The 23310-nt window shown below is 71.1% G+C and carries 20 protein-coding genes; 8 read left to right on the top strand and 12 right to left on the bottom strand.

Annotated elements, in window-relative coordinates; translation table 11 throughout:
- Positions 1-93: 93 nt before the first annotated feature.
- The 4 genes from ABT025_RS26710 to fabG all read right to left on the bottom strand — a co-directional run bounded on the left by ABT025_RS26710 (position 94) and on the right by fabG (position 3830).
- A complete protein-coding gene (locus tag ABT025_RS26710; protein WP_350999466.1) occupies positions 94-1632 on the bottom strand; it encodes a hypothetical protein in 1539 nt (512 codons plus the stop codon).
- A gap of 154 nt (positions 1633-1786) precedes the next feature.
- Complete coding sequence (locus ABT025_RS26705; RefSeq protein WP_350999463.1) at positions 1787-2179, bottom strand: hypothetical protein; 393 nt, start codon at positions 2177-2179, stop codon at positions 1787-1789.
- A gap of 158 nt (positions 2180-2337) precedes the next feature.
- On the bottom strand, positions 2338-3105 hold the full coding sequence (fabI, locus tag ABT025_RS26700) for an enoyl-ACP reductase FabI (RefSeq protein ID WP_350999460.1): 768 nt from the start codon (positions 3103-3105) through the stop codon (positions 2338-2340).
- Between the two features lie 5 nt (positions 3106-3110).
- Positions 3111-3830: a 3-oxoacyl-[acyl-carrier-protein] reductase gene (fabG, locus tag ABT025_RS26695; protein WP_350999457.1), complete on the bottom strand. Its 720-nt coding sequence runs from the start codon at positions 3828-3830 to the stop codon at positions 3111-3113.
- 269 nt (positions 3831-4099) lie between these two features.
- On the opposite strand from fabG, the gene ABT025_RS26690 reads away from it, so the two are divergent.
- The 3 genes from ABT025_RS26690 (at position 4100) to tyrS (ending at position 8600) form a co-directional block, all read left to right on the top strand.
- Positions 4100-5623, top strand: coding sequence for a TldD/PmbA family protein (locus ABT025_RS26690; RefSeq protein ID WP_350999455.1), 1524 nt, complete (start codon positions 4100-4102; stop codon positions 5621-5623).
- Between the two features lie 82 nt (positions 5624-5705).
- Positions 5706-7100, top strand: coding sequence for a metallopeptidase TldD-related protein (locus ABT025_RS26685; RefSeq protein WP_350999452.1), 1395 nt, complete (start codon positions 5706-5708; stop codon positions 7098-7100).
- A gap of 231 nt (positions 7101-7331) precedes the next feature.
- A complete protein-coding gene (gene tyrS, locus ABT025_RS26680) occupies positions 7332-8600 on the top strand; it encodes a tyrosine--tRNA ligase (protein WP_350999449.1) in 1269 nt (422 codons plus the stop codon).
- Between the two features lie 78 nt (positions 8601-8678).
- On the opposite strand, the gene ABT025_RS26675 is transcribed toward tyrS, so the two are convergent.
- On the bottom strand, positions 8679-8954 hold the full coding sequence (locus ABT025_RS26675) for a GlsB/YeaQ/YmgE family stress response membrane protein (protein WP_350999446.1): 276 nt from the start codon (positions 8952-8954) through the stop codon (positions 8679-8681).
- Between the two features lie 245 nt (positions 8955-9199).
- Here ABT025_RS26675 and ABT025_RS26670 point away from each other — a divergent pair, with 245 nt between their 5' ends.
- Both ABT025_RS26670 and ABT025_RS26665 read left to right on the top strand, forming a co-directional pair.
- On the top strand, positions 9200-9577 hold the full coding sequence (locus tag ABT025_RS26670) for a DUF3099 domain-containing protein (RefSeq protein ID WP_350999443.1): 378 nt from the start codon (positions 9200-9202) through the stop codon (positions 9575-9577).
- Positions 9578-9797: 220 nt separating this feature from the next.
- Positions 9798-10055, top strand: coding sequence for a hypothetical protein (locus tag ABT025_RS26665; RefSeq protein WP_350999440.1), 258 nt, complete (start codon positions 9798-9800; stop codon positions 10053-10055).
- Between the two features lie 11 nt (positions 10056-10066).
- On the opposite strand, the gene moaA is transcribed toward ABT025_RS26665, so the two are convergent.
- From moaA to ABT025_RS26650, 3 genes are all read right to left on the bottom strand, one after another.
- Positions 10067-11056 (bottom strand): GTP 3',8-cyclase MoaA, encoded by a 990-nt coding sequence (moaA, locus tag ABT025_RS26660; RefSeq protein WP_350999437.1) that lies wholly within the window; start codon positions 11054-11056, stop codon positions 10067-10069.
- Positions 11057-11242: 186 nt separating this feature from the next.
- The gene (locus ABT025_RS26655) at positions 11243-12883 is read right to left on the bottom strand and encodes a monocarboxylic acid transporter (protein WP_350999434.1); all 1641 of its coding nucleotides are present in this window, start codon (positions 12881-12883) and stop codon (positions 11243-11245) included.
- On the bottom strand, positions 12880-13245 hold the full coding sequence (locus ABT025_RS26650) for a DUF485 domain-containing protein (protein WP_328948045.1): 366 nt from the start codon (positions 13243-13245) through the stop codon (positions 12880-12882). The genes ABT025_RS26655 and ABT025_RS26650 overlap by 4 nt, the downstream gene beginning before the upstream one ends.
- Positions 13246-13536: 291 nt before the next feature.
- Between ABT025_RS26650 and ABT025_RS26645 the strand changes: the two genes are divergently transcribed.
- The gene (locus ABT025_RS26645; RefSeq protein WP_350999431.1) at positions 13537-15072 is read left to right on the top strand and encodes a S8 family peptidase; all 1536 of its coding nucleotides are present in this window, start codon (positions 13537-13539) and stop codon (positions 15070-15072) included.
- A 200-nt stretch (positions 15073-15272) separates the two neighbouring features.
- The gene (locus ABT025_RS26640) at positions 15273-16694 is read left to right on the top strand and encodes a CoA transferase (RefSeq protein ID WP_350999428.1); all 1422 of its coding nucleotides are present in this window, start codon (positions 15273-15275) and stop codon (positions 16692-16694) included.
- On the opposite strand, the gene ABT025_RS26635 is transcribed toward ABT025_RS26640, so the two are convergent.
- Genes ABT025_RS26635 through ABT025_RS26625 form a run of 3 tightly spaced genes read right to left on the bottom strand, consistent with a single transcriptional unit; the run spans position 16684 to position 19331 of the window.
- The gene (locus ABT025_RS26635) at positions 16684-17727 is read right to left on the bottom strand and encodes a zinc-dependent alcohol dehydrogenase family protein (protein ID WP_350999425.1); all 1044 of its coding nucleotides are present in this window, start codon (positions 17725-17727) and stop codon (positions 16684-16686) included. The two genes, ABT025_RS26640 and ABT025_RS26635, sit on opposite strands and share 11 nt — an antisense overlap.
- Positions 17728-17748: 21 nt before the next feature.
- A complete protein-coding gene (locus ABT025_RS26630; protein ID WP_350999423.1) occupies positions 17749-18441 on the bottom strand; it encodes a lysoplasmalogenase in 693 nt (230 codons plus the stop codon).
- Entirely contained in the window at positions 18438-19331 is an 894-nt protein-coding gene (locus ABT025_RS26625) for a sterol desaturase family protein (RefSeq protein WP_350999420.1), read from the bottom strand. Before ABT025_RS26625 ends, ABT025_RS26630 begins: the two co-directional genes overlap by 4 nt.
- A gap of 148 nt (positions 19332-19479) precedes the next feature.
- On the opposite strand from ABT025_RS26625, the gene ABT025_RS26620 reads away from it, so the two are divergent.
- Positions 19480-22578: an NACHT domain-containing protein gene (locus ABT025_RS26620; protein WP_350999417.1), complete on the top strand. Its 3099-nt coding sequence runs from the start codon at positions 19480-19482 to the stop codon at positions 22576-22578.
- Between the two features lie 10 nt (positions 22579-22588).
- Here the strand turns inward: ABT025_RS26620 and ABT025_RS26615 are convergent, their stop codons facing one another.
- Positions 22589-23302 carry a VIT1/CCC1 transporter family protein gene (locus tag ABT025_RS26615; RefSeq protein ID WP_350999414.1) on the bottom strand — a complete coding sequence of 238 codons (714 nt, stop codon included), beginning with the start codon at positions 23300-23302 and terminating at the stop codon, positions 22589-22591.
- Positions 23303-23310 lie beyond the last annotated feature (8 nt).

Below are 23310 nucleotides of genomic sequence, written 5' to 3'. Positions count from 1 at the left end.
CGGCCGGACCCTGTGCCGTTCAGGCGCCCGTTCGCTCCGGGGGTTCCGGCCCGGCGTACGGGGCCGGCGGCGTGCCGGTACGTCCGGGTTGCCTCATGAGCCCGGACGGGCCCGGACCGGGGCGCTGTCCGGCGGCGGGAACAGATAGGCGCTGTACGGACCCCCGTCCCGGGTCTCCGCCAGGAAGACGGGCGGCCCCGAGGGTGCGTACGCCGGCCGGGGGCCGCCGCCGGCGACGAGTACGGCCGTCGGGACCCGTCGGGCGGCGTCCCTGAGACCCGCGGGCGTGATGCTGCCGTCGTGCCCGGCGGTCTGCCGTGAGGCACAGCCCGTGTAGTAGGCGATCGGGACCGCCTGCTCGCCGCTGATCACGCAGGGCGGGCGGATTCCGTTGCGGTGGAGCGCGGCGGCCACGGCCGCGAAGTTCGCGCTGGTCGAATGGCTGCTGGCGGACACCCTGCTCGTCACCTGGATCTGTACGGCCAGGTGGGCGGCGAGGACGGCGGCGAGCGCGACGACGCGCCACTGCCCCGTGACGGTACGCCTCGGGCTCCCTGCACGGCGCGCCCAGGCGTACAGGCGCACCAGGCACTCCGCCACCGGCAGGGACAGCAGTGCGTAGGCGGGCAGCAGGAAGCGGGGTGCGGCGTACTCGATCAGGAAGAGGTACGGCACCGCCAGTGATACCGCCGTCCCGGTCGCCAGGAGGATCACCGTGCCCCGGCCCGCCCTGCGTGCGACGAGGGCCCCGCCTGCGGCCAGGAACGGCAGCAGGGCCCACCAGACCGTCGTGCCGGGCCGCTTCCACGGGATGGCGCAGGGACGGCAGAGCGTGCGTCCCTCCAGCGCCTTGGCCTGGTCGTCCACCGCCAGGTTCCAGCCCAGGCCGCCCTGGATCTCGCTGGCCCGGTGCAGCCGGGTGAGCGGCCCCCCGTAGTGCGCGAACGCCTCCACGATCCACGGCGCGGCGCCCGCGATGAGCCCTACGGCCAGCGCGGCGAACATCCGAGGCCGCACCACCGTGACCAGCAGCAACGGCAGAGCGAGCCATGCCCCGTCGGCCGGCCGCATCAGGACGACGACGGCCACCGCCGCCCCCGCACCGAGGAGCTCGGCCCGCCCCGCCCCGCGCAGCAGGGCGCGCGCGACCCAACCCGTCGCGGCCAGGGCGCCCAGCGCGCACCAGAGGTTCGGCATGGCCATGGAGCCGTAGAACAGGGTCGGCCAGAGAGTGGCGAACAGGACCCCCGCGCAGACCAGGACACGGCCGGGCACCAGGGTCCGCCAGACCTGGAAGGCGCCGACGAGCGCGCCGGCCGAGAGGACGGCGAGGTAGATCCGCAGGACGGTCGTGGACGCGGTGAGGGCGGTGACCGGAGCGACCAGGTAGGAGATGCCCCGGGCGCGAGGGGCGCTGAAGAACGCGGCCGGGGTGTCGCCCCCGGCCTGGCTGACGTAGACGGTCTCGTCCCACCCGAGGCCCGATCCCGGTACGACGAAGGCCAGTTGCACGGCGACGCCGACCACCGCGATGGCCGCAAGCCAGGGCAGCAGCAGCCGCGGCGAGGACGCGGGGGCCGGATCCGTCGACGCGCGCACCCGGGCAGGGCTCGGGGCCCGTAACTCGTACATGACCGCTCCTCGGCAGGGCAGTTGGGATGAGCCCTGACCGAGGCCAGCCTGCCCGATCACCGTGTGCCGAAGAGGCCGGGCGCGCCGTACCGGCACGAGACCTTGTCCCCGGGCCTTCGCCCGGGAGACCGTGGCCCTGCTCGCTCCTGCGCGTCTAGGACTCCTCGGCCCTGTACGTCTCGGTGGCGTGGGTGACCCAGGCGGAGCGCACTTCCTTCCAGCAGCGGTCGTCCAGCCGTACGGTCCGGCCCGCGGGGACCTCGACCGGCCTGGAGTCGGCGTCGACGTCCCACCAGCGGGCGCACTCGGTGTGCAGCTGGACCCGGTCGGTGGAGGGGTAGGGGTTGTGGCAGTAGGCGACGACTCGGGATCCCTTCACCGATGTACGGCATTCGGCGCCGGAGGGTTCGGGGGCGGCCGCGGCGGGCGCGGCCGAGCCTGCGGCGCCGACGTGACCCGCCGCGTACAGGCCGACGGGCACGAGCAGCCCGGCGACGACGGCGGAGGCCACCAGCAGGGATCGGGTTCGGTGACGTGTGCCGCGCACAGCGATCTCCTCCCCTCAGCCTGACCAGAAGTCCGGTTCCTCCACATTCTGCGGTGAATCGACCAGCTTTTCGACCTGAGCGCCCGGAGGCCGGGCGGGGCAAGGAAAACGGCCGCCCACCACCTCCGGAGAGGTGGTGGGCGGCCGGGGTGCGAGGGTCAGGCACCCATCATGTGCACGCCACTGTCGACGTGGATGATCTCGCCCGTCGTCCTCGGGAAGAAGTCCGAGAGCAGCGCGACGACGCCGCGGCCGGCCGGCTCCGGGTCCTTCATGTCCCACGCCAGCGGCGCGCGGGTGTTCCACACGTCGGCGAGCTCACCGAAGCCCGGGATGGACTTGGCGGCCATGGAGCCGATCGGTCCGGCCGAGATCAGGTTGCAGCGGATGCCGTCCTTGCCCAGGTCACGGGCGAGGTAGCGGGAGGTGGCCTCCAGCGCGGCCTTCGCCGGGCCCATCCAGTCGTACTGCGGCCAGGCGTACTGCGCGTCGAAGGTGAGGCCGACGATCGAACCGCCCTCGCTCATCAGCGGCTTGCACGCCATGGCGAGCGACTTCAGCGAGAACGCCGAGACGTGCATCGCCGTGGCGACCGACTCGAACGGGGTGTTGAGGAAGTTGCCGCCGAGTGCGTCCTGCGGCGCGAAGCCGATGGAGTGGACGACGCCGTCGAGCGAACCGAGCTCGTCCCGCACCAGACCGGCGAGCCGGTCGAGGTGCTCGGTGTTGGTCACGTCCAGCTCGATGACCTTGGCCGGCTTGGGCAGCTTCTTGGCGATGCGCTCCGTCAGCGTGGGCCGCGGGAAGGCGGTCAGGATGACTTCGGCGCCCTGCTCCTGGGCCACCTTGGCGGTGTGGAACGCGATGGACGACTCCATCAGCACCCCGGTGATGAGGATGCGCTTGCCGTCGAGAATTCCGCTCATGGTGATCAGTGACCCATGCCCAATCCGCCGTCAACGGGGATGACGGCTCCAGTGATGTACGACGCGTCGTCGGAGGCGAGGAAGCGCACCGCGGCGGCGATCTCCCCGGGCTGCGCGTAACGCGCGAGCGGCACCTGGGCGACGATGCCCTTGCGCTGCTCCTCGGTGAGCGCCTGCGTCATGTCGGTGTCGACAAAGCCGGGCGCGACGACGTTGAACGTGATGTTCCGCGAGCCGAGCTCACGGGCGAGCGACCTCGCGAAGCCGACCAGACCGGCCTTGGACGCGGCGTAGTTGGCCTGTCCGGCCGAGCCGAGGAGGCCGACGACGGAGGAGATGAGGACGACGCGGCCCTTCTTGGCGCGCAGCATGCCTCGGTTGGCGCGCTTGACCACCCGGAAGGTGCCGGTGAGGTTGGTGTCGAGCACGGACGTGAAGTCCTCCTCGGACATCCGCATCAGCAACTGGTCCTTGGTGATACCGGCGTTGGCGACCAGTACCTCCACATTGCCGTGCTTCTCCTCGACCTCCTTGTAGGCCTGCTCCACCTGCTCGGCGTCGGTGATGTCGCAACGGACCGCGAGAACACCGGCCTCGGCGAGCTCCGCAGGCGGCTCGCCGGAACGGTAGGTGATCGCGACTTTGTCGCCGTTGTCGGCGAAAGCGCGGGCGATGGCGAGGCCGATGCCCCGGTTTCCTCCGGTGACGAGAACCGAGCGGCTCAACGGATCACCCTTTCCTTGGCGGTCTGGTACATCGAAAACCTATCGGTACCGTCGTCTCCACGAGGAATCGGCCCCTGACAGCGCCTTCCCCCGGTCACTGTGGGGTTCCTACAGAGACGTACCCGGCCCGGCAGGCCACGACCGGACCGGGGGCCGCCGGACGGTCCGCCCTCGCGCGCGGCCCGGAATTCGACCGCGACGCCCCTGCGGCCGTGCTTCACTGCCTCGTAAACGATCCGAGGGTATGTGACGCAGAGGAGAGGCCGCCCGTGCCCCATGAGGTAGATGAGTCGTTCCTGGCCCTCCCGCTACGGCCGCTCGCCGACGCGGCGCTGGCCCGCGCGCGGGCGCTCGGCGCCGTGCACGCCGACTTCCGCTTCGAGCGGGTGCGCAGCGCCACGTGGCGGCTGCGGGACGCCCGGCCGGCCGGGTCGTCGGACACCACCGATCTCGGGTACGCGGTGCGGGTGGTTCACGGCGGGGCGTGGGGGTTCGCCTCCGGGGTGGACCTGACGATGGACGCCGCGGCGAAGGTGGCCTCGCAGGCCGTCGCCATGGCGAAGCTGTCGGCGAAGGTGATCGCGGCTGCGGGTTCGGACGAGCGGGTGGAGCTGGCCGGCGAACCGGTGCACGGGGAGCGGAGCTGGGTGTCGGCGTACGACGTCGACCCCTTCGACGTGCCGGCCGAGGAGAAGGCGGGGCTGCTCGCCGAGTGGAGCGGCCGGCTGCTGGGGGCGGAAGGCGTGGCCCATGCGGATGCCTCGCTGATGACCGTCCACGAGAACAAGTTCTACGCCGACACGGCGGGCACCGTCACCACGCAGCAGCGGGTGCGGATCCATCCGCAGTTCACCGCGGTCGCGGTGGACGCGACGACCGGCGAGTTCGACTCCATGCGCACGATCGCGCCGCCGGCGGGGCGCGGCTGGGAGTACCTGACCGGCACCGGCTGGGACTGGAACGCGGAGCTGGAGAGCATCCCCGGGCTGCTGGCCGAGAAGATGCGGGCCCCGAGCGTGGAGGCGGGGACGTACGACCTGGTCGTCGACCCGTCCAACCTGTGGCTGACCATCCACGAGTCGATCGGCCACGCCACCGAGCTGGACCGGGCACTGGGGTACGAGGCGGCGTACGCCGGGACCTCGTTCGCCACGTTCGACCAGCTGGGGAAGCTGGCGTACGGCTCCCCTGTGATGAACGTGACGGGTGACCGAACCGCCGAGCACGGGCTCGCGACGATCGGGTACGACGACGAGGGCGTCGAGGCGCAGTCCTGGGACCTGGTCAAGGACGGGACGCTGGTCGGTTACCAGCTGGACCGCCGGATCGCGAAGCTGACGGGCCTGGGCCGGTCCAACGGGTGCGCGTACGCGGACTCGCCGGGCCATGTCCCCGTACAACGGATGGCGAACGTGTCGCTGAAGCCGGATCCGGGCGGGCTCTCCACGGAGGATCTGATCGGCGGGGTGGAGCGCGGGATCTACGTGGTCGGCGACCGGTCCTGGTCGATCGACATGCAGCGGTACAACTTCCAGTTCACCGGGCAGCGGTTCTTCCGGATCGAGAACGGACAGCTGGCCGGGCAGTTGCGCGATGTCGCCTACCAGGCGACGACGACGGACTTCTGGGGCTCGATGGAGAAGGTCGGCGGTCCGCAGACTTACGTCCTGGGCGGCGCCTTCAACTGCGGCAAGGCCCAGCCGGGCCAGGTAGCGGCCGTCTCGCACGGCTGTCCCTCCGCCCTCTTCCGGGGCGTGAACATCCTCAACACGACGCAGGAGGCCGGGCGATGAGCGGCGACCACGGAATCGGCCGGGGGTCCGGGGGTCGCTCCCCGGGCAGGCACAGTCTCAACACGACGCAGGAGGCCGGGCGATGAGCCGCGTCAGCAAGCCGCACGAGATCGTCGAGCGCGCGCTCGAACTGTCCACCGCCGACGGCTGTGTGGTCATCGCCGACGAGGAGTCGTCGGCCAATCTGCGCTGGGCCGGCAACGCGCTCACGACGAACGGCGTGACGAGGGGCCGCACCCTGACCGTCATCGCCACCGTCGACGGTGCCGAGGGCGCCGCCTCCGGTGTCGTGTCCCGGTCCGCCGTCACCGCGGCCGATCTGGAGCCGCTGGTGCGGGCAGCCGAGGCCGCCGCGCGCGGGGCCGGTCCGGCCGAGGACGCGCAGCCGCTGGTCACCGGGGTGCCGCAGTCCCCCGACTTCACGGACGCGCCCGCGGAGACGGGCTCCGACGTCTTCGCGGCGTTCGCCCCCGCGCTCGGCGACGCCTTCGCCCGGGCCCGTTCCGGCGGTCGCGAGCTGTACGGCTTCGCCAACCACGAGATGACCTCGACGTACCTGGGTACGTCGACGGGGCTGCGGCTGCGTCACGACCAGCCGAACGGGACGCTGGAGCTGAACGCCAAGTCCCCCGACCGGTCGCGCTCCGCCTGGGCGGGACGCTCGACCCGTGACTTCAAGGACGTCGACCCGGCGGAGATGGACGCCGAGCTCGCGCGGCGGCTGGTCTGGGCGGAGCGCCGGATCGAGCTGCCCGCCGGGCGGTACGAGACGCTGCTGCCGCCGACCGCCGTCGCCGACCTGCTGATCTACCAGCTGTGGTCGGCGACCGCGCGGGACGCCGTCGAGGGCCGGACGGTGTTCTCCAAGCCGGGCGGCGGCACACGGCTCGGCGAGACCCTGTCGCCGTTGCCGCTGACCCTGCGCAGCGACCCGAACGTGCCGGGGCTCGAATCGGCGCCGTTCGTCATCGCCCACTCCTCGGGGGACGGCGGCTCGGTCTTCGACAACGGGCTGCCGCTGGGCCGGACCGACTGGATCAGGGACGGCCGTCTCGACCGGCTGACGACGACCCGGCACACGGCGGGGCTGACGGGGCTGCCGGTCGCTCCGGCGATCGACAACCTGGTGCTGGAGGGCGGCGGTGAGCGGTCCCTGGAGGAGATGGTGGCCGCGACGACCGGCCGCGCACTGCTCCTGACCTGCATGTGGTACATCCGGGAGGTCGATCCGGCGACGCTGCTGCTGACCGGGCTGACCCGCGACGGGGTGTATCTCGTGGAGGACGGCGAGGTGGTCGGCGAGGTGAACAACTTCCGTTTCAACGAGTCCCCCGTGGACCTGCTGTCGCGGGCCACCGAGGCGGGCCGCACGGAGAAGACGCTGCCGCGCGAGTGGGGCGACTGGTTCACCCGGGCCGCGATGCCCGCGCTGCGCATCCCGGACTTCAACATGAGCTCGGTGAGCCCGGGCGTATGACCCGCCTAAGGGCTGTCCCGTAATCCGTGGTGGATCAGCGCGCGGCGTCGGCTGCGGTGCATCGCAAGGCGGAGGAGCGTCCGCATACTGGATGTATTCGGACGTTCCGACAACGCGGCGAGGTGCCGTAGCTGTCGTCGCGCGCCCGCCAGGGATTACGGGACAGCCCTTAGACTGACTGTTGCCTTTCGATACACGTATCGACACACGTAGCCGAGGAGACACGGAACAGTGACGGACATCGTCGACGAGCTGAAGTGGCGCGGGCTGTTCGCCCAGTCCACTGACGAGGACGCCCTGCGCAAGGCTCTCGCGGACGGTCCTGTCACGTTCTATTGCGGCTACGACCCCACCGCGGCGAGTCTGCACGTCGGCCATCTGGTGCAGGTGCTCACCATGCGCCGGCTCCAGCAGGCCGGCCTGCGCCCGCTCGCCCTGGTGGGCGGGGCCACCGGCCAGATCGGTGATCCGCGGCCGACCGCCGAGCGCACGCTGAACGACCCGGAGACGATCGCCGCCTGGGTGTCGCGGCTGCGGTCCCAGATCGAGCCGTTCCTGTCCTTCGAGGGCGAGAACGCGGCGGTCATGGTGAACAACCTGGACTGGACCGCGGGCATGTCCGCGATCGAGTTCCTGCGGGACATCGGCAAGCACTTCCGGGTCAACAAGATGCTCACCAAGGAGTCCATCGCCCGGCGGCTGGAGTCCGACGAGGGCATCAGCTACACCGAGTTCAGCTACCAGCTGCTCCAGAGCATGGACTTCCTGGAGCTGTACCGCCGCCACGGCTGCACCCTCCAGCAGGGCGGCAGCGACCAGTGGGGCAACCTCACCGCGGGCCTCGACCTGATCCACCGCCTGGAGCCGGGCGCCGAGGTCCACGCGCTGGCGACGCCGCTGATGACGAAGGCGGACGGCACCAAGTTCGGCAAGTCCGAGAGCGGGGCCGTCTGGCTCGACCCGGAGATGACCACGCCGTACGCGTTCTACCAGTTCTGGCTGAACGTGGACGACCGCGACGTCTCCCGCTACATGCGCATCCTCAGTTTCCAGACCCCTGCCGAGCTGGAGGAGCTGGAGAAGGCCACCGAGGAGCGGCCGCAGGCGAGGGCCGCGCAGCGCGCGCTGGCCGAGGAGCTGACGACGCTGGTGCACGGCGCGGACCAGTGCGCCGCGGTCATCGCCGCGTCGAAGGCGCTGTTCGGTCAGGGCGAGCTCGGCGAGCTGGACGAGGCGACGCTGAGTGCCGCCCTGTCCGAGGTGCCGCACGCCCAGGTCACCGAGCTCGGTCCGCTGGTCGACCTGCTGGTCGAGGCCGGTCTGGCGCCGAGCAAGTCGGGTGCCCGGCGCACGGTCAAGGAGGGCGGCGCCTACGTGAACAACGTGAAGGCCCTCGACGGTGAGGCGGCACCGCTCCGCGAGGAGCTGCTGCACGGGCGCTGGCTGGTGCTGCGCCGGGGCAAGAAGAACCTCGCGGCGATCGAGGTCACGGCCGGCTGAGCCGTAACGGCCGCACCACAGCGATACGGCGGGGCACGCATGCTGCGTGCCCCGCCGTATCGCTGTGGTGGGCGTGGGTCAGGTCTTCTGCCTGGTGCCCTTGATCGAAGCCCAGAGCATGTCGCCGACACCGACCACCACCACGGCTCCGATCAGCTGGAGCACATGACGTGTCCAGTCGATTCCCTTGGTGTCGTTGACACCGATCCACGTGGCGACAGCATTGCCGAGGATGCTGCCGATCATGCCGAAGATGACCGTCAGCCAGAGTGGGATCTCCTGCTTGCCCGGCAGGATCGCCTTCGCGATCAGACCGAGCACCAGGCCCACGATGATTGCCCACAACCAGCTCATGTCGCCTCCTTGTGCGACGCGGTGTCGCGCATGTCCGCCCAGTCTCGGTGCTGGGTCTGTACGCCGCATGTCGGACAGAGCCGTACGTGCGGTGGGGCGACGCGGCGTACGTATGCGGCGCGCCCCGGTCTCGAACCGGGGGGAGGCCGGGCGTACCGTGGGATCCGGTCCGGTCCGGGGAGCGTCCGGCGCAGGAACGGGGTCTCCCCCAGTTCGTCATGAGCTCGGGGAAGGTTGGTGGAGACGTGTTGGGGAAGCAGAGCGGTGCAGAGGTCTTCCGGATCACGGGGGCGCGACAGGGGCTCGCGGAGGATGTGCGCGGCAGGCAGCGGCGCTATGTGATCTCGATGTCCGTGCGCACGGTTTCGGTGGTCGCCGCCGCGGTCCTGTGGAACGTGGAGCGTCATGTGGCGATCGTGGCGCTCGCGCTGGGGGTTCTGCTCCCCTACGTCGCGGTCGTCATCGCCAACGCGGGCCGCGAGAACAGCCCTTCGATTCCCTCGACCTTCGTGCCGGCGCCGACGCGGCTCGCGCTGGATGCCGCTCCGGTGGCCGGTCCGGCGGAGCCCGGTCCGGAGAGCGGACACGTCTTCCGGAGTCCGGATCCGCAGGAGCACAACTGAGCCCTGCAGTGGCCCAAGCTCAAGAAAAGCTCAGATCAATCATGAAGTTCCAGTGCACCGCACCCCGGTCTGCGTGACATACTTCGTTAGCGCTCCGCATCCCCCGTCGGAGCGACGGACCGACGCCGGGCAGCTCCCCCCGTGGCTGCTCGGCGTCGCCATTTCTCCGGCGGGGATGCCGCAGGGCCCGGCCTCCGGCTCAGGCCCTAGGGTTGAGTCCGTGAACTCCACCGAATCCGGTTCCGCGGCCGAGAGTGCTGCCACCGCCCCCGTCTGTTCGGCCAAGGGCTGCCGCACCGATGCCGTGTGGGTACTGGCCTGGAACAATCCGAAGCTGCACACCCCCGAGCGCCGCAAGACCTGGCTGGCCTGTGACGAGCACCGGGAGCATCTCTCCTCGTTCCTGGGGGTGCGGGGCTTCCTGAAGGACGTGGTGACACTGGCCGCGTGGGAGTCGTCGAACCCGTCGGACTCGTAGCGGCTCGGGCGCTACCCGCCGATCGCCGACATCGGGCGGTCCGGCTGGAGGAACGACGGGTCGTCGAGGCCGGATCCGGCCTTCTTGCCCCACATGGCGAGCTTCCAGAGCCGGGCGATCTCCTCGTCCGGTGCCTCCGAGCGCAGTGCGCCGCGCAGGTCGGTCTCCTCGCGGGCGAACAGGCAGGTGCGCACCTGTCCGTCGGCGGTGAGCCTGGTGCGGTCGCAGGCCCGGCAGAACGGGCGGGTGACGGAGGCGATGACGCCGACCCGGTGGGGTCCGCCGTCCACGAGCCAGCGCTCGGCGGGGGCGGAGCCGCGCTCGCCGTCCTCCTCGGCGGTGAGAGCGAAGCGGGTGCGCAGCGATTGGAGGATGTCGCCTGCCGTGATCATTCCGTCGCGCTTCCAGCCGTGCTGGGCGTCGAGCGGCATCTGCTCGATGAAGCGGAGCTCGTACTCGTTGGCCACGGCCCAGGCGAGCAGGTCGGGCGCCTCGTCGTCGTTGAGCCCCGGCATCAGGACGGTGTTGACCTTGACGGGGGTGAGGCCGGCGTCGCGCGCGGCCTCGAGTCCGGCCAGGACGTCGTGGTGGCGGTCGCGGCGGGTGAGGGTCTTGAACACGTCGGGGCGCAGGGTGTCCAGGGAGACGTTGACCCGGTCCAGGCCTGCGGCCTGGAGCGCGGCGGCGGTCCGCTTCAGTCCGATGCCGTTGGTCGTGAGCGACATCTTCGGGCGGGGTGTCAGGGCCGCGCACTGCTGGACGATGGAGACGAGTCCGGGACGCAGCAGCGGCTCTCCGCCGGTGAAACGGACTTCGGTGATGCCGAGCTGCGTGACCGCGATGCGGACGAGCCGGACGATCTCGTCGTCACTCAGCAGGTCGGGCTTGGCCAGCCACTGCAGGCCCTCTTCGGGCATGCAGTAGGTGCAGCGCAGATTGCAGCGGTCGGTCAGCGAGACACGCAGGTCGGTGGCGACCCTGTCGTAGGTGTCGATGAGCATGGTGGGCCCCCTCCCCCCGGTGACTTCCCGGTTGCGGTATCTGACTCTTCCGAGACTACGCGAGACCTGTGACAGCGGAGAGGCCCGTTTGACACGAGGAGCGGCGCGGCCGCGTCGTAGGACTCTACGACGCGGCCGCGGCGACGGAGTGGTGCGGACACCCGACTCCTCTGTGAACTTCTGCTCTCAGTGGGCTCCGATGCCTGTGAGGGACTTGACCTCCAGCTCGGCGTACTTGCCCTTGTCCGGCTCCTCCTTCGACAGGAGGGAGCCGATCCAGCCGAGCAGGAAGCCCAGCGGGATGGAGATCAGGCCCGGGTTCTCCAGTGGGAACCAGGCGAAGTCGACGCCCTTGAACATCGAGGTCTTCGCGTTTCCGGAGACGACCGGCGAGAACAGCACCAGGATCACCGAGCTGGCGAGACCTCCGTAGATCGACCACAGCGCGCCCTGGGTGGTGAACCGCTTCCAGAAGAGGCTGTAGAGGAGCGTCGGCAGGTTGGCCGAGGCGGCGACGGCGAAGGCGAGCGCCACCAGGCCGGCGACGTTCATGTCGCGGGCGAAGGCGCCCAGCAGGATCGCGGCCGCACCGATGAAGACGGTGGCCCAGCGAGCCGCTCGCATCTCCTCCTTCTCGGTGGCCTTCCCCTTGCGGATGACGTTGGCGTAGATGTCGTGGGCGAAGGACGACGAGGAGGCGAGGGTGAGTCCCGCGACGACGGCGAGGATCGTGGCGAAGGCCACCGCGGAGATCACGGCGAGCATGACGGCTCCGCCGGTGGAGCCGACCCCGCCGAGGTACTCGGCGAGCTGCGGGGCCGCCGCGTTGCCTGCGGGGTTCTTCGCCTTGATCTCGTCCGGGCCGATGAGGGCCGCTGCGCCGAATCCGAGCGCGATCGTCATCAGGTAGAAGGCACCGATGATGCCGATGGCCCAGTTGACCGACTTACGGGCCGCCTTGGCGGTCGGCACCGTGTAGAAGCGGATCAGGATGTGCGGCAGACCGGCGGTGCCCAGCACCAGGGCGATGCCGAGGGAGAGGAAGTCCAGCTTCGACGTGCCGGTGGCGCCGTACTTCAGCCCGGGCTCGAGGAACGAGGCGCCGTGGCCGCTCTTCTCGGCGGCGGTGCCCAGCAGGTCCGAGACGTTGAAGTCGAACTTCCACAGCACCATGAAGGTCATCAGGATAGCGCCCGCGATCAGGAGCACGGCCTTGACCATCTGCACCCAGGTGGTGCCCTTCATGCCGCCGATGGTGACGTACACGATCATCAGTACGCCGACCAGCGCAACGATGAGGATCTTTCCGGCGTCACTGGTGATCCCGAGGAGCAGCGAGACCAGAACTCCCGCGCCTGCCATCTGTGCCAGCAGGTAGAAGATCGAGACGACGATGGTGGAAACACCCGCGGCGGTGCGGACCGGGCGCTGGCGCATCCGGTAGGCGAGAACATCGCCCATGGTGTAGCGGCCGGAGTTGCGCAGCGGTTCGGCGACCAGCAGCAGCGCCACCAGCCAGGCGACGAGGAAGCCGATCGAGTAGAGGAAGCCGTCGTAGCCGAAGAGGGCGATGGCTCCGGCGATACCGAGGAACGACGCGGCGGACATGTAGTCACCGGAGACCGCGAGGCCGTTCTGGAAGGCGGTGAACTGGCGGCCGCCCGCGTAGAAGTCGGAGGCGCTCTTGGTCTGGCGGCCGGCCCAGACCGTGATGCCGAGGGTCGCGGCGACGAAGATCCCGAAGAGCGAGATGATCAGCGGCCGGTGCTCGCTGGTGGACGAGGCGGCGAGCGTCACGACGGTGTGGGAGTGGTACGCGGCGCTCATACGTCGGCCTCCATACGGGACTTGATGGCCTCGGCCTTCGGGTCGAGTTTCGCGTTGGCGTGCCGCGAGTAGAACCAGGCGATGAGGAAGGTGGTGAGGAACTGGGCCAGGCCGAAGACGAAGGCGACGTTGAAGTTGCTGTACACCTTGGTGCCCATGAAGCCGCCGGCGTAGTTGGAGAGCAGCACGTACAGCAGGTACCAGAGGACGAAGGCGATGGTCAGCGGAAAGGCGAACGAGCGGTACGAGCGGCGGAGTTCGCCGAATTCCTGGCTCGCCTGCTCCGCGACGAACGCCTCGGTCGTGGGCTGGGCGGGGCCGGTCTCCGTACTGCCCTCGGGCGGCGGTGCATCGGTAGCCACGGAATCTCCTCGCGACGCGGGTGCGGTGGTGGTGGGGACGGTGGATTTCACTGGGGACCTCGATATCGGGGAGTGGTGGTGCGCCTCCCCTGACAACGGCACGCAGCGCGCGGCGAAGCGGTTCACCACGGTTTCCGCCTTCTCCGTGTCACCCCTTCGGACGCTCCGGCGGAAACCGGATCTCTCGAACTCATTGATGAGCGGGGATGATCGGCGATAGCTTCACTCGTCATGTACGCGACTGGACACACCCCGTGGCCGGTCGACTGACACGGATGAAGTGGAGACCCCATGGCTCATCTGGGATCCAGACGGAAGCGCGCACTGACGCTGCCCCTCGGATTGGCCCTCACCGCATCGCTCGGCTTCCTGCCGACGGGCCCCGCCTCCGCCGCTCCGGTGGAGGACACGCCCTCGGCAGCGGTGTCGGCGGACGGTCCGAAGCTGTCGTACGTGGTCAACACTCGCGGCGGTCACGGCACCGTCAAGCAGGTGCGCAAGGCGATCGAGCGGGCCGGCGGCACGGTGGTGATCGCCTACGACCGGATCGGGGTCATCGTGGCCCACTCGCAGAACCCGCAGTTCGCGCAGTCGATGCGCCGCGTCAAGGGCGTCGATTCGGCCGGAGCCACCCGTACCAACCCGATCGTCCCGCAGGCAACCAAGGACATCGGGGTCGATCAGCCGCTGACCGCGCAGCAGGAGCGGACCGCGGCGGCGCAGGCGACGGCCGGCCAGGACCCCATGGAGCCGCTGCAGTGGGACCTGCCCGCCATCAAGGCGGACAAGGCGCACGAGAAGTCACTGGGCAGCCCGAAGGTCACGGTCGCGGTCATCGACACGGGCGTGGACGACACCCACCCGGACCTCGCCCCGAACTTCGACCGCTCCGCCTCGGCGAGCTGTGTGTCCGGCGCCCCGGACACGACGGAGGGCGCCTGGCGGCCGGCGGCCGGTGAGAGCGACCACGGCACGCATGTCGCGGGCACGATCGCCGCAGCGAAGAACGGCATCGGGGTGACGGGCGTCGCTCCGGGTGTGAAGGTCGCCGGTATCAAGGTGTCGAACCCGAGCGGGTTCTTCTACACGGAGTCCGTCGTGTGCGGCTTCGTCTGGGCTGCCGACCACGGCGTCGATGTCACCAACAACAGCTATTACACGGACCCGTGGCTGTACAACTGCAAGAACGACCCGGACCAGGCCGCACTCGTCGAGGCGGTCGCCCGGGCCACGCAGTACGCGGAGCGCAAGGGCGCGGTCAACGTCGCCGCGGCGGGCAACTCGGCCGAGGACCTCGCGGCCGACACGCTGGAGGACACGACGAGCCCGAACGACACCACCCCGGTCACCCGGACCATCGACCCGAAGCAGTGCTTCGACATCCCGACGATGCTGCCGGGTGTCGTGACGGTCTCGGCGACGGGCGCGAAGGGGCTGAAGGCCTCGTACTCGAACTACGGCAACGGCGTCATCGACGTGGCCGCGCCGGGCGGCGACTCGACGATCTACCAGGCACCCGAACCGCCGGCGACGAGCGGTCTGATCCTCTCCACGCTGCCGGGCGGCAAGTACGGCTACAAGGGCGGGACCTCGATGGCCTCCCCGCACGTCGCGGGGGTCGTGGCCCTGATCAAGTCGACGCATCCGTACGCGTCGGCTGCCGCGGTCAAGGCCCTGCTGACACTCCAGGCCGATGCCAAGGCGTGCGGCGAGCCGTACGACATCGACGGCGACGGCAAGATCGACGCGGTCTGCGAGGGCGGCAAGAACCGTAACGGCTTCTACGGGGCCGGAGTGGTGGACGCGCTGGACGCGGTGCGCTGGTAGCGGGTCCGGTCGGTGCGGGGGCCGGGACGGTCCCCGCGCCGACCGGGGTACGCGGGGCCAGCACGGTCCCCGCGCCGACCGCGGTACGGGGACCGGACGACCCCTGGCCCCCGCACCGACCCGGGTACGGGGGCGGCCGTGCCCGGCTCCCGCCGGCCGACCCCTACCCCGTGGGTGGCACTCGGTGCCATAGTGCGGGGATGACGTCTGCCCCCACCTCCGCCACCGAGCAGGCCTGGGCCGCCCTCGGCGGTGACCCCGCGCTTCTCGGCCGTATCGGGACCTCGGGACCGGCCGGGCTGCTGCCCTCCCGGCTGCCCGTGCGGGAGCTGGCCCGCGCCGCTGTCGCGGTCTGTTCCCTGGCCGCCGCCGAGCTCGCGGCCCGCCGCACCGGTGGACCCGTACCCCGCGTCCCGATCGACGACGGGGCGGTGGCCACCGCGTTCGTCAGCGAGCGCCATCTGCGCGTCGACGGCCGCGCCCCGACCAATTTCGCCCCGCTGTCCCGGTTCTGGCGCACGGCCGACGGCTGGGTCCGTACGCACGCCAACTACCCGCACCATCGAGCTCGGTTGCTCGGCACGCTGGGACTGCCCGCGGACACCGCCGACGACGTGGCAGTCGATGCTGCGGCCGCGTCCTTCGCGGGGCGCAGCGGGGCCGAGATCGAGGAGACGGTGTACGCGGCGGGCGGCCTGGCCGTCGCCGCCAGGACGCCCGGGGAATGGGCCTGCGACCCGCGCCGCCTCGCTCTCCGCGGCGTGCCGCTGGTGGAGCGGGCACGGATCGACGCCGCTCCGGTGCGCCGGACCGCTCCGCTCACCGGCACACCGCTGCGGCCCGCTGCCGGGCTGCGCGTCCTGGACCTCTCCCGGGTCCTCGCGGGGCCGGTGGCCACCCGTACGCTCGCGCTGCTCGGCGCGGACGTGCTGCGCGTCGACGCCCCGCAGCTCCCGGAGAGCCAGGACGCGCACAGTGACACGGGGTTCGGGAAGAGGTCGGTGAGCATCGATCTGACGAGCGCTGCCGGCCTCGGTGTCTTCGACGAGCTGCTGGCCGGGGCGGACGTGGTCGTCACCGGATACCGGCCCGGTGCGCTGGAGCGGCTGGGGCTGACACCGGAGTCCCTGGCCGCGCGCAGGCCGGGGCTGGTGATCGGCAGGCTGTCGGCCTGGGGGCACGGCCCGTGGGACCGGCGGCGCGGTTTCGACAGCCTGGTGCAGGTCGCCACCGGCATCGCGGTGGCCGAGAGCGGGCCGGGAGCGCACGAAGGCCCGCCGGGTGCGCTGCCCGCCCAGGCGCTGGACCACGGCACGGGCTATCTGCTGGCCGGGGCCGTACTGCGGGCACTGACCGAGCAGCACGACGAGGGCGGCTCGCGGCTGGCCACGCTCTCGCTCGCCCGCACCGCCGCCTGGCTGACCGACGAGATCCCGGCACCGCCGGACCGGGCGGCGCAGGACGGCACGTACGACCCCGAGAAGTGGCTCACCGAGACCGGCAGCCCGCTGGGACGCCTGCGCCACGCGCTGCCGCCGGTCACCTTCGACGGGGCACCCGCCGGCTGGTCGCGTCCGCCCGGCCACCTGGGGGCGGACGCGGCCGCGTGGCTCACGGCTTGATGAGGACCTTCAGCGCCGTGCGCTCGTCCATCGCCTTGTAGCCGGCCGGTACCTCGTCGAGGCCGATGGCCAGGTCGAAGACGGGTGACGGGTCGATGGTGCCGGACAGGACGTCGGGGAGCAGTTCCGGGATGTAGGTGCGGACGGGTGCGACCCCGCCGCGCAGGGCGATGTTCCGGTCGAACATGACGCCGAGGTCCAGTCCGGTGCCGCTGCCGTGCGGCACGCCGACGTAGCCGATGGAGCCGCCGTCGCGGGTGATGTCGACCGCCGTGCGCATCGACTGCTCGGTGCCGACGGCCTCGATCACCGCCTGCGCGCCGTCTCCGCCCAGCAGTTCCCGTACGGCGGCGACGGCCGCCTCGCCGCGCTCGGCGACGACGTCCGTGGCACCGAAGGTGCGGGCGATGTCCGTGCGCGCCCGGTGGCGGCCGAGCGCGATGATCCGCTCGGCACCGAGCCTCTTGGCGGCGATGACGCCGCACAGGCCGACGGCGCCGTCACCGACGACGGCGACCGTGGAGCCCGGCTTCACACCGGCGCCGACGGCCGCGTGGTGGCCGGTGCCGAGGACGTCGGAGAGGGCCAGGAGCGCGGTGAGCAGGTGGTCGTCGGAGGCCGCGGCGGCGGGGAGCTTGACCAGCGTGCCGTCGGCGAAGGGGACACGCACGGCCTCGCCCTGCCCACCGTCGGATCCGACCGAGCCCCAGAAGCCGCCCTGCGGGCAGGAGGTGGTCAGGCCCTCGGCGCAGTAGGTGCAGGTGCCGTCGGACCAGACGAAGGGGGCGACGACGAGGTCGCCGACGGAGAAGCCGTTGACCTCGGAGCCCGCCTCCTCGACGATCCCCAGGAACTCGTGGCCGATGCGCTGGCCGGGCTGCCGGGCGGACTCGCCGCGGTAGGCCCACAGGTCGCTGCCGCAGATGCAGGCCCGCAGGACCCGCAGCACCACATCGGTGGGCTGCTGGATCACCGGGTCCGGGACCTCCTGCACGCGGATGTCGTGGGGTGCGTGAATGACAGTGGCGCGCATGCGTGGGGGTCCTTGCTGATCTCAGATGCTGATACTCCGCTCACGGTACGCCCCGAAGACTGCACCGGCCCCTTTCGCCCCCGGCGCGAGCACGCCCAGGGTCAGCAGGAACTGCGCCGCCACGTAGGTGAGCATGATCCAGAAGTCGGCTGCGGGCAGCTGCGGCCAGTCGGCGATGCCGGTGGCGATCAGCGCGTCGGAGAGCAGGAAGAGCGCGCCTCCGGCGGCCGCGTACCGGCCGAGGACGCCGGAGCGGTACGCCATGGCGGTCAGCAGCAGGCTGTAGCCGGCCATCGGGACCCGCAGCCCGGGCGGCAGCCCGTCCCAGAGCAGGGTGATGAAGACGGCCAGGACGACCGCGTACCCGATGCCGGGCAGCAGGGCGCCCCGGGCCCGGCCGAAGAGCCGCAGGTAGCAGACGTGTCCTGCGGCGAAGCCGCCCATCCCGACGAGGAAGGCGAGGTCGGCGTCGGCCAGCAGGAACACGTCGCCGATCCAGCCGCAGAGCAGCGCGGCGATCAGCAGCCGGGGCCCGCGCCGGGCGACGGCGTACGCGGCGAGGAGCGGCATCAGCAGCGGCTTGGCGACGAGGTGGAGGAGGTCGCTGCCGGTGAGGACTCCGGCGAGGTCGGCGGCGCACGCGACGAGGAAGGCGAGGAGCAGGGGACGTACCCAACGCTCCCGCCGGCCGTCCGGGAACGGGGCGGCGCTCATCCGGTGCGCTCGCGCGCGGGGGCGGCCGTGACGGCCTTGCCGCTGCCCGGCAAGGCCGCGGCCGGTTGCCAGCCGGGCCCGCGGAAGACCCGCCCGGCCCGCTCGCTCCAACTGCCCGCAGCGCGCACGTCGCGGGCGATGGCGGCGTACTCGTGGGTGGCGACCCGCAGCGGGTTGAACGTGTCGATGTTCTTGGTGAGTCCGAACACGGGCCGCTCCGTCTCCGCGGTGAAGGAACCGAACCACCTGTCCCACACGATCAGGATGCCGCCGAAGTTCCGGTCGAGATAGCCGCCCTGGGAGGCGTGGTGGACCCGGTGGTGGGAGGGCGTGTTCAGAACGTACTCGAAGGGCCGGGGCAGCTTGTCGATGCGCTCGGTGTGCACCCAGAACTGGTAGACGAGGCTGGCCGACGAACAGAAGGCGAGCGCCGCCGGGTGGACGCCGAGGGCGATGAGCGGAAGGTAGAACGGCCACACCGTCAGCGAGGTCCAGGGCTGGCGCAGCGCGGTGGAGAGGTTGAACTTCCGGCTGGAGTGGTGGACCACGTGGCAGGCCCAGAGGATCCGGATGACGTGGTGGCCGCGGTGGGACCAGTAGTAGAAGAAGTCCTGCCCCAGCAACATCAGCGGGACGGTCCACCACAGGACGGGGATGTGGAGCGGGGTGAGCTCGTACACCGCGGTGTAGATCGCGACGATGGGCACTTTCCACAGCAGGTCGAAGGCCAGGCTGCCCAGCCCCATGGTGATGCTGGTGGTGGCGTCCTTCGCCTCGTATCCGGCGGCGTCCTCGTCGGGGTGGAAGTGGTGGAGCGCCATTTCCAGAACGGTGAGCAGGACGAAGGCCGGTATGGACCAGAGCACTACATCGGGCAGGTTCGTCGGCATGACTGCACCGTAGAGCGGCAGGTCGGCGGGGACCAGACGTTGTTACCAACAAGTATGCGAGACGTGTTGTCAGCAGTCTTTGGCACCTTCTGACAGCACGGCCGTCGTACGATCCCTCCACCGGGGTTCGACAGGGGGAGGAACTGCCGTGCAGGGTCTGGAAGTTGCGCTGGTCCGGCTGGCGACGACGGTGATCGGCACGGTGGCCAGGTCACTGGTCACGCCGAGGCCGGGCGCGGGCCTGGTCCCGGATCCGGTGCGCCCCCTCCCCCGCCCGGCGAAGCCGGACCGGCTGGCGCGGGTACTCGGCGGCCGGCTGGCGGAGTCGTACGCCGGGCTGCCGGAGAACGAGCGGCTGGCCGCCGTGGACGCGGTCCGGGACACCTTCGCATCGGCGGGCGAGCTGACGGCCGACCGGCTGTTCGGCCTGAACCTGGACCGTGAGCGGCTGTCCGCCGAACTGTCGGCGCCCCCGGCCGGGCTGTCGGACCGGGCGGCCGGGCTGTACGGGGAGCTCCTGGACCGCTGCTGCGCGCACGTCGTGGAGCAGCTGACCGCCGAGCCGTCGTTCATGGCACGGGCGGCGGTGGAGCAGGTGCGCGCGGCAGAGCGGACGCGGGAGCTGGTGGCGGACGTACGGGAACGGGTCGGCCCGCACCCCGACACGGCGGCGCTGGAATTCGAGCGGCGGTACACGGACTTCGTGGCGGCGACGCACAGCCGGATGGGGCTGTTCGGGCTGACGCTGGGGCGGTCGGCGGGTGAGTGGCCGCTGGAGACGGCGTACATCAGTCTGGCGGTGACCTCCGAGGAGACAGGGCCCGGCTGGTGGGAGGGGTCCGCACAGGGGCCGGTGACCGTCAGCGCGGAGCAGGCTCTCGCGGAGACCGACCGGCTGCTGCTGCGCGGCCCCGCCGGTTCGGGCAAGAGCACCCTGGTGCAGTGGCTGGCGGTGAACGCCGCCCGGCAGACCTTCGGCAGCGAGCTGGCGGACTGGAACCGCTGCGTGCCGTTCGTCCTGCGGCTGCGCGCGTTCACGTCGGACGGGAAGCTGCCCGGCCCGGAGGACTTCCTGCGGGCGACGGGCGTCCCGTTGCACGGCGCGGCGCCCTCGGGCTGGGCGGACCGGCTGCTGTCGCAGGGCCGGGCGCTGGTCCTGGTCGACGGGGTGGACGAGGTCCCCGCAAGGCTGCGCACCCACACCGAACGCTGGCTCAAGAACCTGATCCTGGCCTACCCGCAGGCCCGGTACGTGGTGACGACCCGGCCCTCCGCCGTCCCCGAGGGATGGCTCGGGCAGCAGGGCTTCGTCGCCCACTCGCTGCTGCCGATGGAGCGGGACGACATCCGCGCGTTCATCGAGCACTGGCACGACGCGGCCCGGCTGGAGTGCCCTCCCGCCGAGCGCGAGCGACTCGGCATGTACGAGGCGTCGTTACGGCGAGCGGTCGGCATGCGGCGCGATCTCGGCCGGCTGGCGACGAACCCGCTGATGTGCGCGCTGCTGTGCGCACTGAACCGGGACCGGCGCACTCAGCTGCCGCGCGCTCGCAAGGAGCTGTACGACGCCGCGCTGGACATGCTGCTGGTACGGCGGGACACCGAACGCGAGATCGCGAACGTCGAGGGGGTCGACCTCACCAGGGAGGAGCAGACAGCCCTGCTCCAGCGGCTGGCGTACTGGCTGATCCGCAACGGTCAGCTGGAGGCGGACCGCGAGGAGGCGGTCGCGTTGGTGGCGGAGTGGCTGCAGTCCATGCCCCAGGTGCGGGGCACGGCCGCGCAGGTGTTCTCGCACCTGCTGATCCGCAGCGGGCTGCTGCGCGAACCGGCGCCGGGCGCCGTGGACTTCGTGCACCGGACGTTCCTGGACTACCTCGGGGCGAAGGCCGCGGTGGAGGCGCGTGACTTCGGGGTACTTGTGCGCAACGCCCACGACGGCGGATGGGACGACGTGGTCCAGATGGCGGTCGGGCACGCCCGCGTGGACGAACGGGCCCTGCTTCTGAACAAGTTGTTGCACCGTTCCGAGGAGGAGCCGGAACACCGGCATCGTCTGGTGCTCCTGGCGGCGGCGAGCCTGGACCACGCACCGGAACTGCATCCCGGTGTGCGCTCCGAGGTTCAGACGCGGACGGAGGAACTGCTGCCCCCGCTGCGTACCGAGGATGCCGACGAACTCGCCAAGGCGGGTGAGCTGGTGCTCGGCCTGCTCCCGGGGCCCGGCACTCTGAGCGAGGGCACCGCGGCCGCGATCGTACGGACGGCGGCACTCATCGGGGGAGACGCCGCGTTCGAGGTGCTGGCCGGGTTCAGGGAGGACGGGCGACCGGAGGTGTCCCGCCAGCTGGCCGAGGGATGGGGCGCCTTCACCGCCGACGAATACGCCCGGGAGGTACTCTCCGCCAACTCCTGGACCACGTCGTATCTGTACGTACGCAGGGCCGATCAGCTCGGCGCCCTGCATCACACGCGCGGGGCCCGGCGGATCCATGTGAGTGGTGACCATGCCGATCTCCGCCCCCTGCTCCGGCTGGATGCCCCGGAGGCGCTCTTCCTTTACGACAACCGCGGACTGACGGACCTCTCCGTCCTGGCCTCCATGCCCTCGTTGACCGAAGTGGGGCTGAGCCGCTGTGACCGGATCCGGGACCTGGGCCCGTTGGCCTCCCCTGGGCTGAGGAGCCTCCTGCTGTACGAGATCGACCCCGACGTGTCCCTCGATCCGCTGCGCGACATGACCGGGCTCAGGGACTTCACGGCACAGCACCCTCTGCTCTTGGACAACGTCGGCGAACTGCCCATCGGCCCTCAGCTCGTCAATCTGTCGTTCTCCCGTCAGACCCGGTATCTGAGCCTCGACGGCATCGAGCGCTGGCCGGGCCTGGACTCGCTGACGATCGGGGGCCGGACCCAGCTCCGCCAGTTGGAACGGCACCCGTCCCTGTCCATGCTCACAGGACTGGGAGTGCACGAGGTCGATCACTTCGAACCCCGGCTGATCTCCACCCTCACCGGGCTGCAGCGGCTCTTCCTGTTCCGCTGCGGGACCGTCGCCGATCTGGCCGCCCTGCACGAACTGCCCGACCTCACCTCGCTCCGGCTGAGCAGCTGTGCCGAGGACGCGCCTCCCATCGATCTGAGTCCGCTGGCCGGCATGGAGCGCCTCACCCTCACCCTGCTGGGCGGCACGCGGACCATCGGCGACGACCTCTTCCCGCCCGAACGAATCGTGCGCCTGCACTGAGGGACACGCCCTACACCCCCGCCGCCCCCAGCAGCTCCCCCGCCGCGTAGGTCACGGCCATCGCCACCGCGCCCCCGCCCATGTTCCGCAGCACCGCCGGGCCCGCCAGCGCGTCGCCCAGCCGGGCGCTCCACCAGCCCGTCAGGGCCAGCGCCGCGAGGACCGACAGCACGGTCACCAGGAGGCGCAGCGAGGACGGCGGCAGCACGATCGCCAGCAGGGGAAGCAGCGCGCCCACCGTGAACGCCAGGAAGCTGGCGCCGGCCGCGTGCCACGGATTCGTCAGGTCGTCCGGATCGATGCCCAGCTCGACCTCGGCGTGGGCGCGCAGCGCGTCGCGTTCGGTGAGCTGGACGGCGGCCTCGCGGGCCACCTCCCGGCTGAGCCCCTTGCCCTCCAACAATCCTGTGAGTTCGGCGAGTTCCTCCTCCGGGGCCTCCTGGAGCTCCCGTTTCTCCGTCGCCAGCGCGGCCTTCTCCGAGTCGCGCTGGGTGGAGACCGACACGTACTCGCCGGCCGCCATCGACATGGACCCGGCCAGCAGCCCGGCCAGGCCCGCCGTCAGCAGGGTGCCTCGGTCACCGGTGGCGCCGGCGACGCCGACGACGAGGCCCGCGGTGGAGACCACACCGTCGTTGGCCCCGAGGACCGCGGCACGCAGCCAGTTGAGCCGCGCGCCCAGACCGTTGCCGTGAGGTTCGTCGTGCGCCGGGGAATCCGTCATCCGGGGAT

Source organism: Streptomyces sp. NPDC002809, assembly GCF_040295435.1.
Lineage (GTDB): Bacteria > Actinomycetota > Actinomycetes > Streptomycetales > Streptomycetaceae > Streptomyces.
The sequence above is the reverse complement of the archived record's forward strand: the minus strand, read 5'-3'. Positions and strand labels throughout refer to the sequence as shown.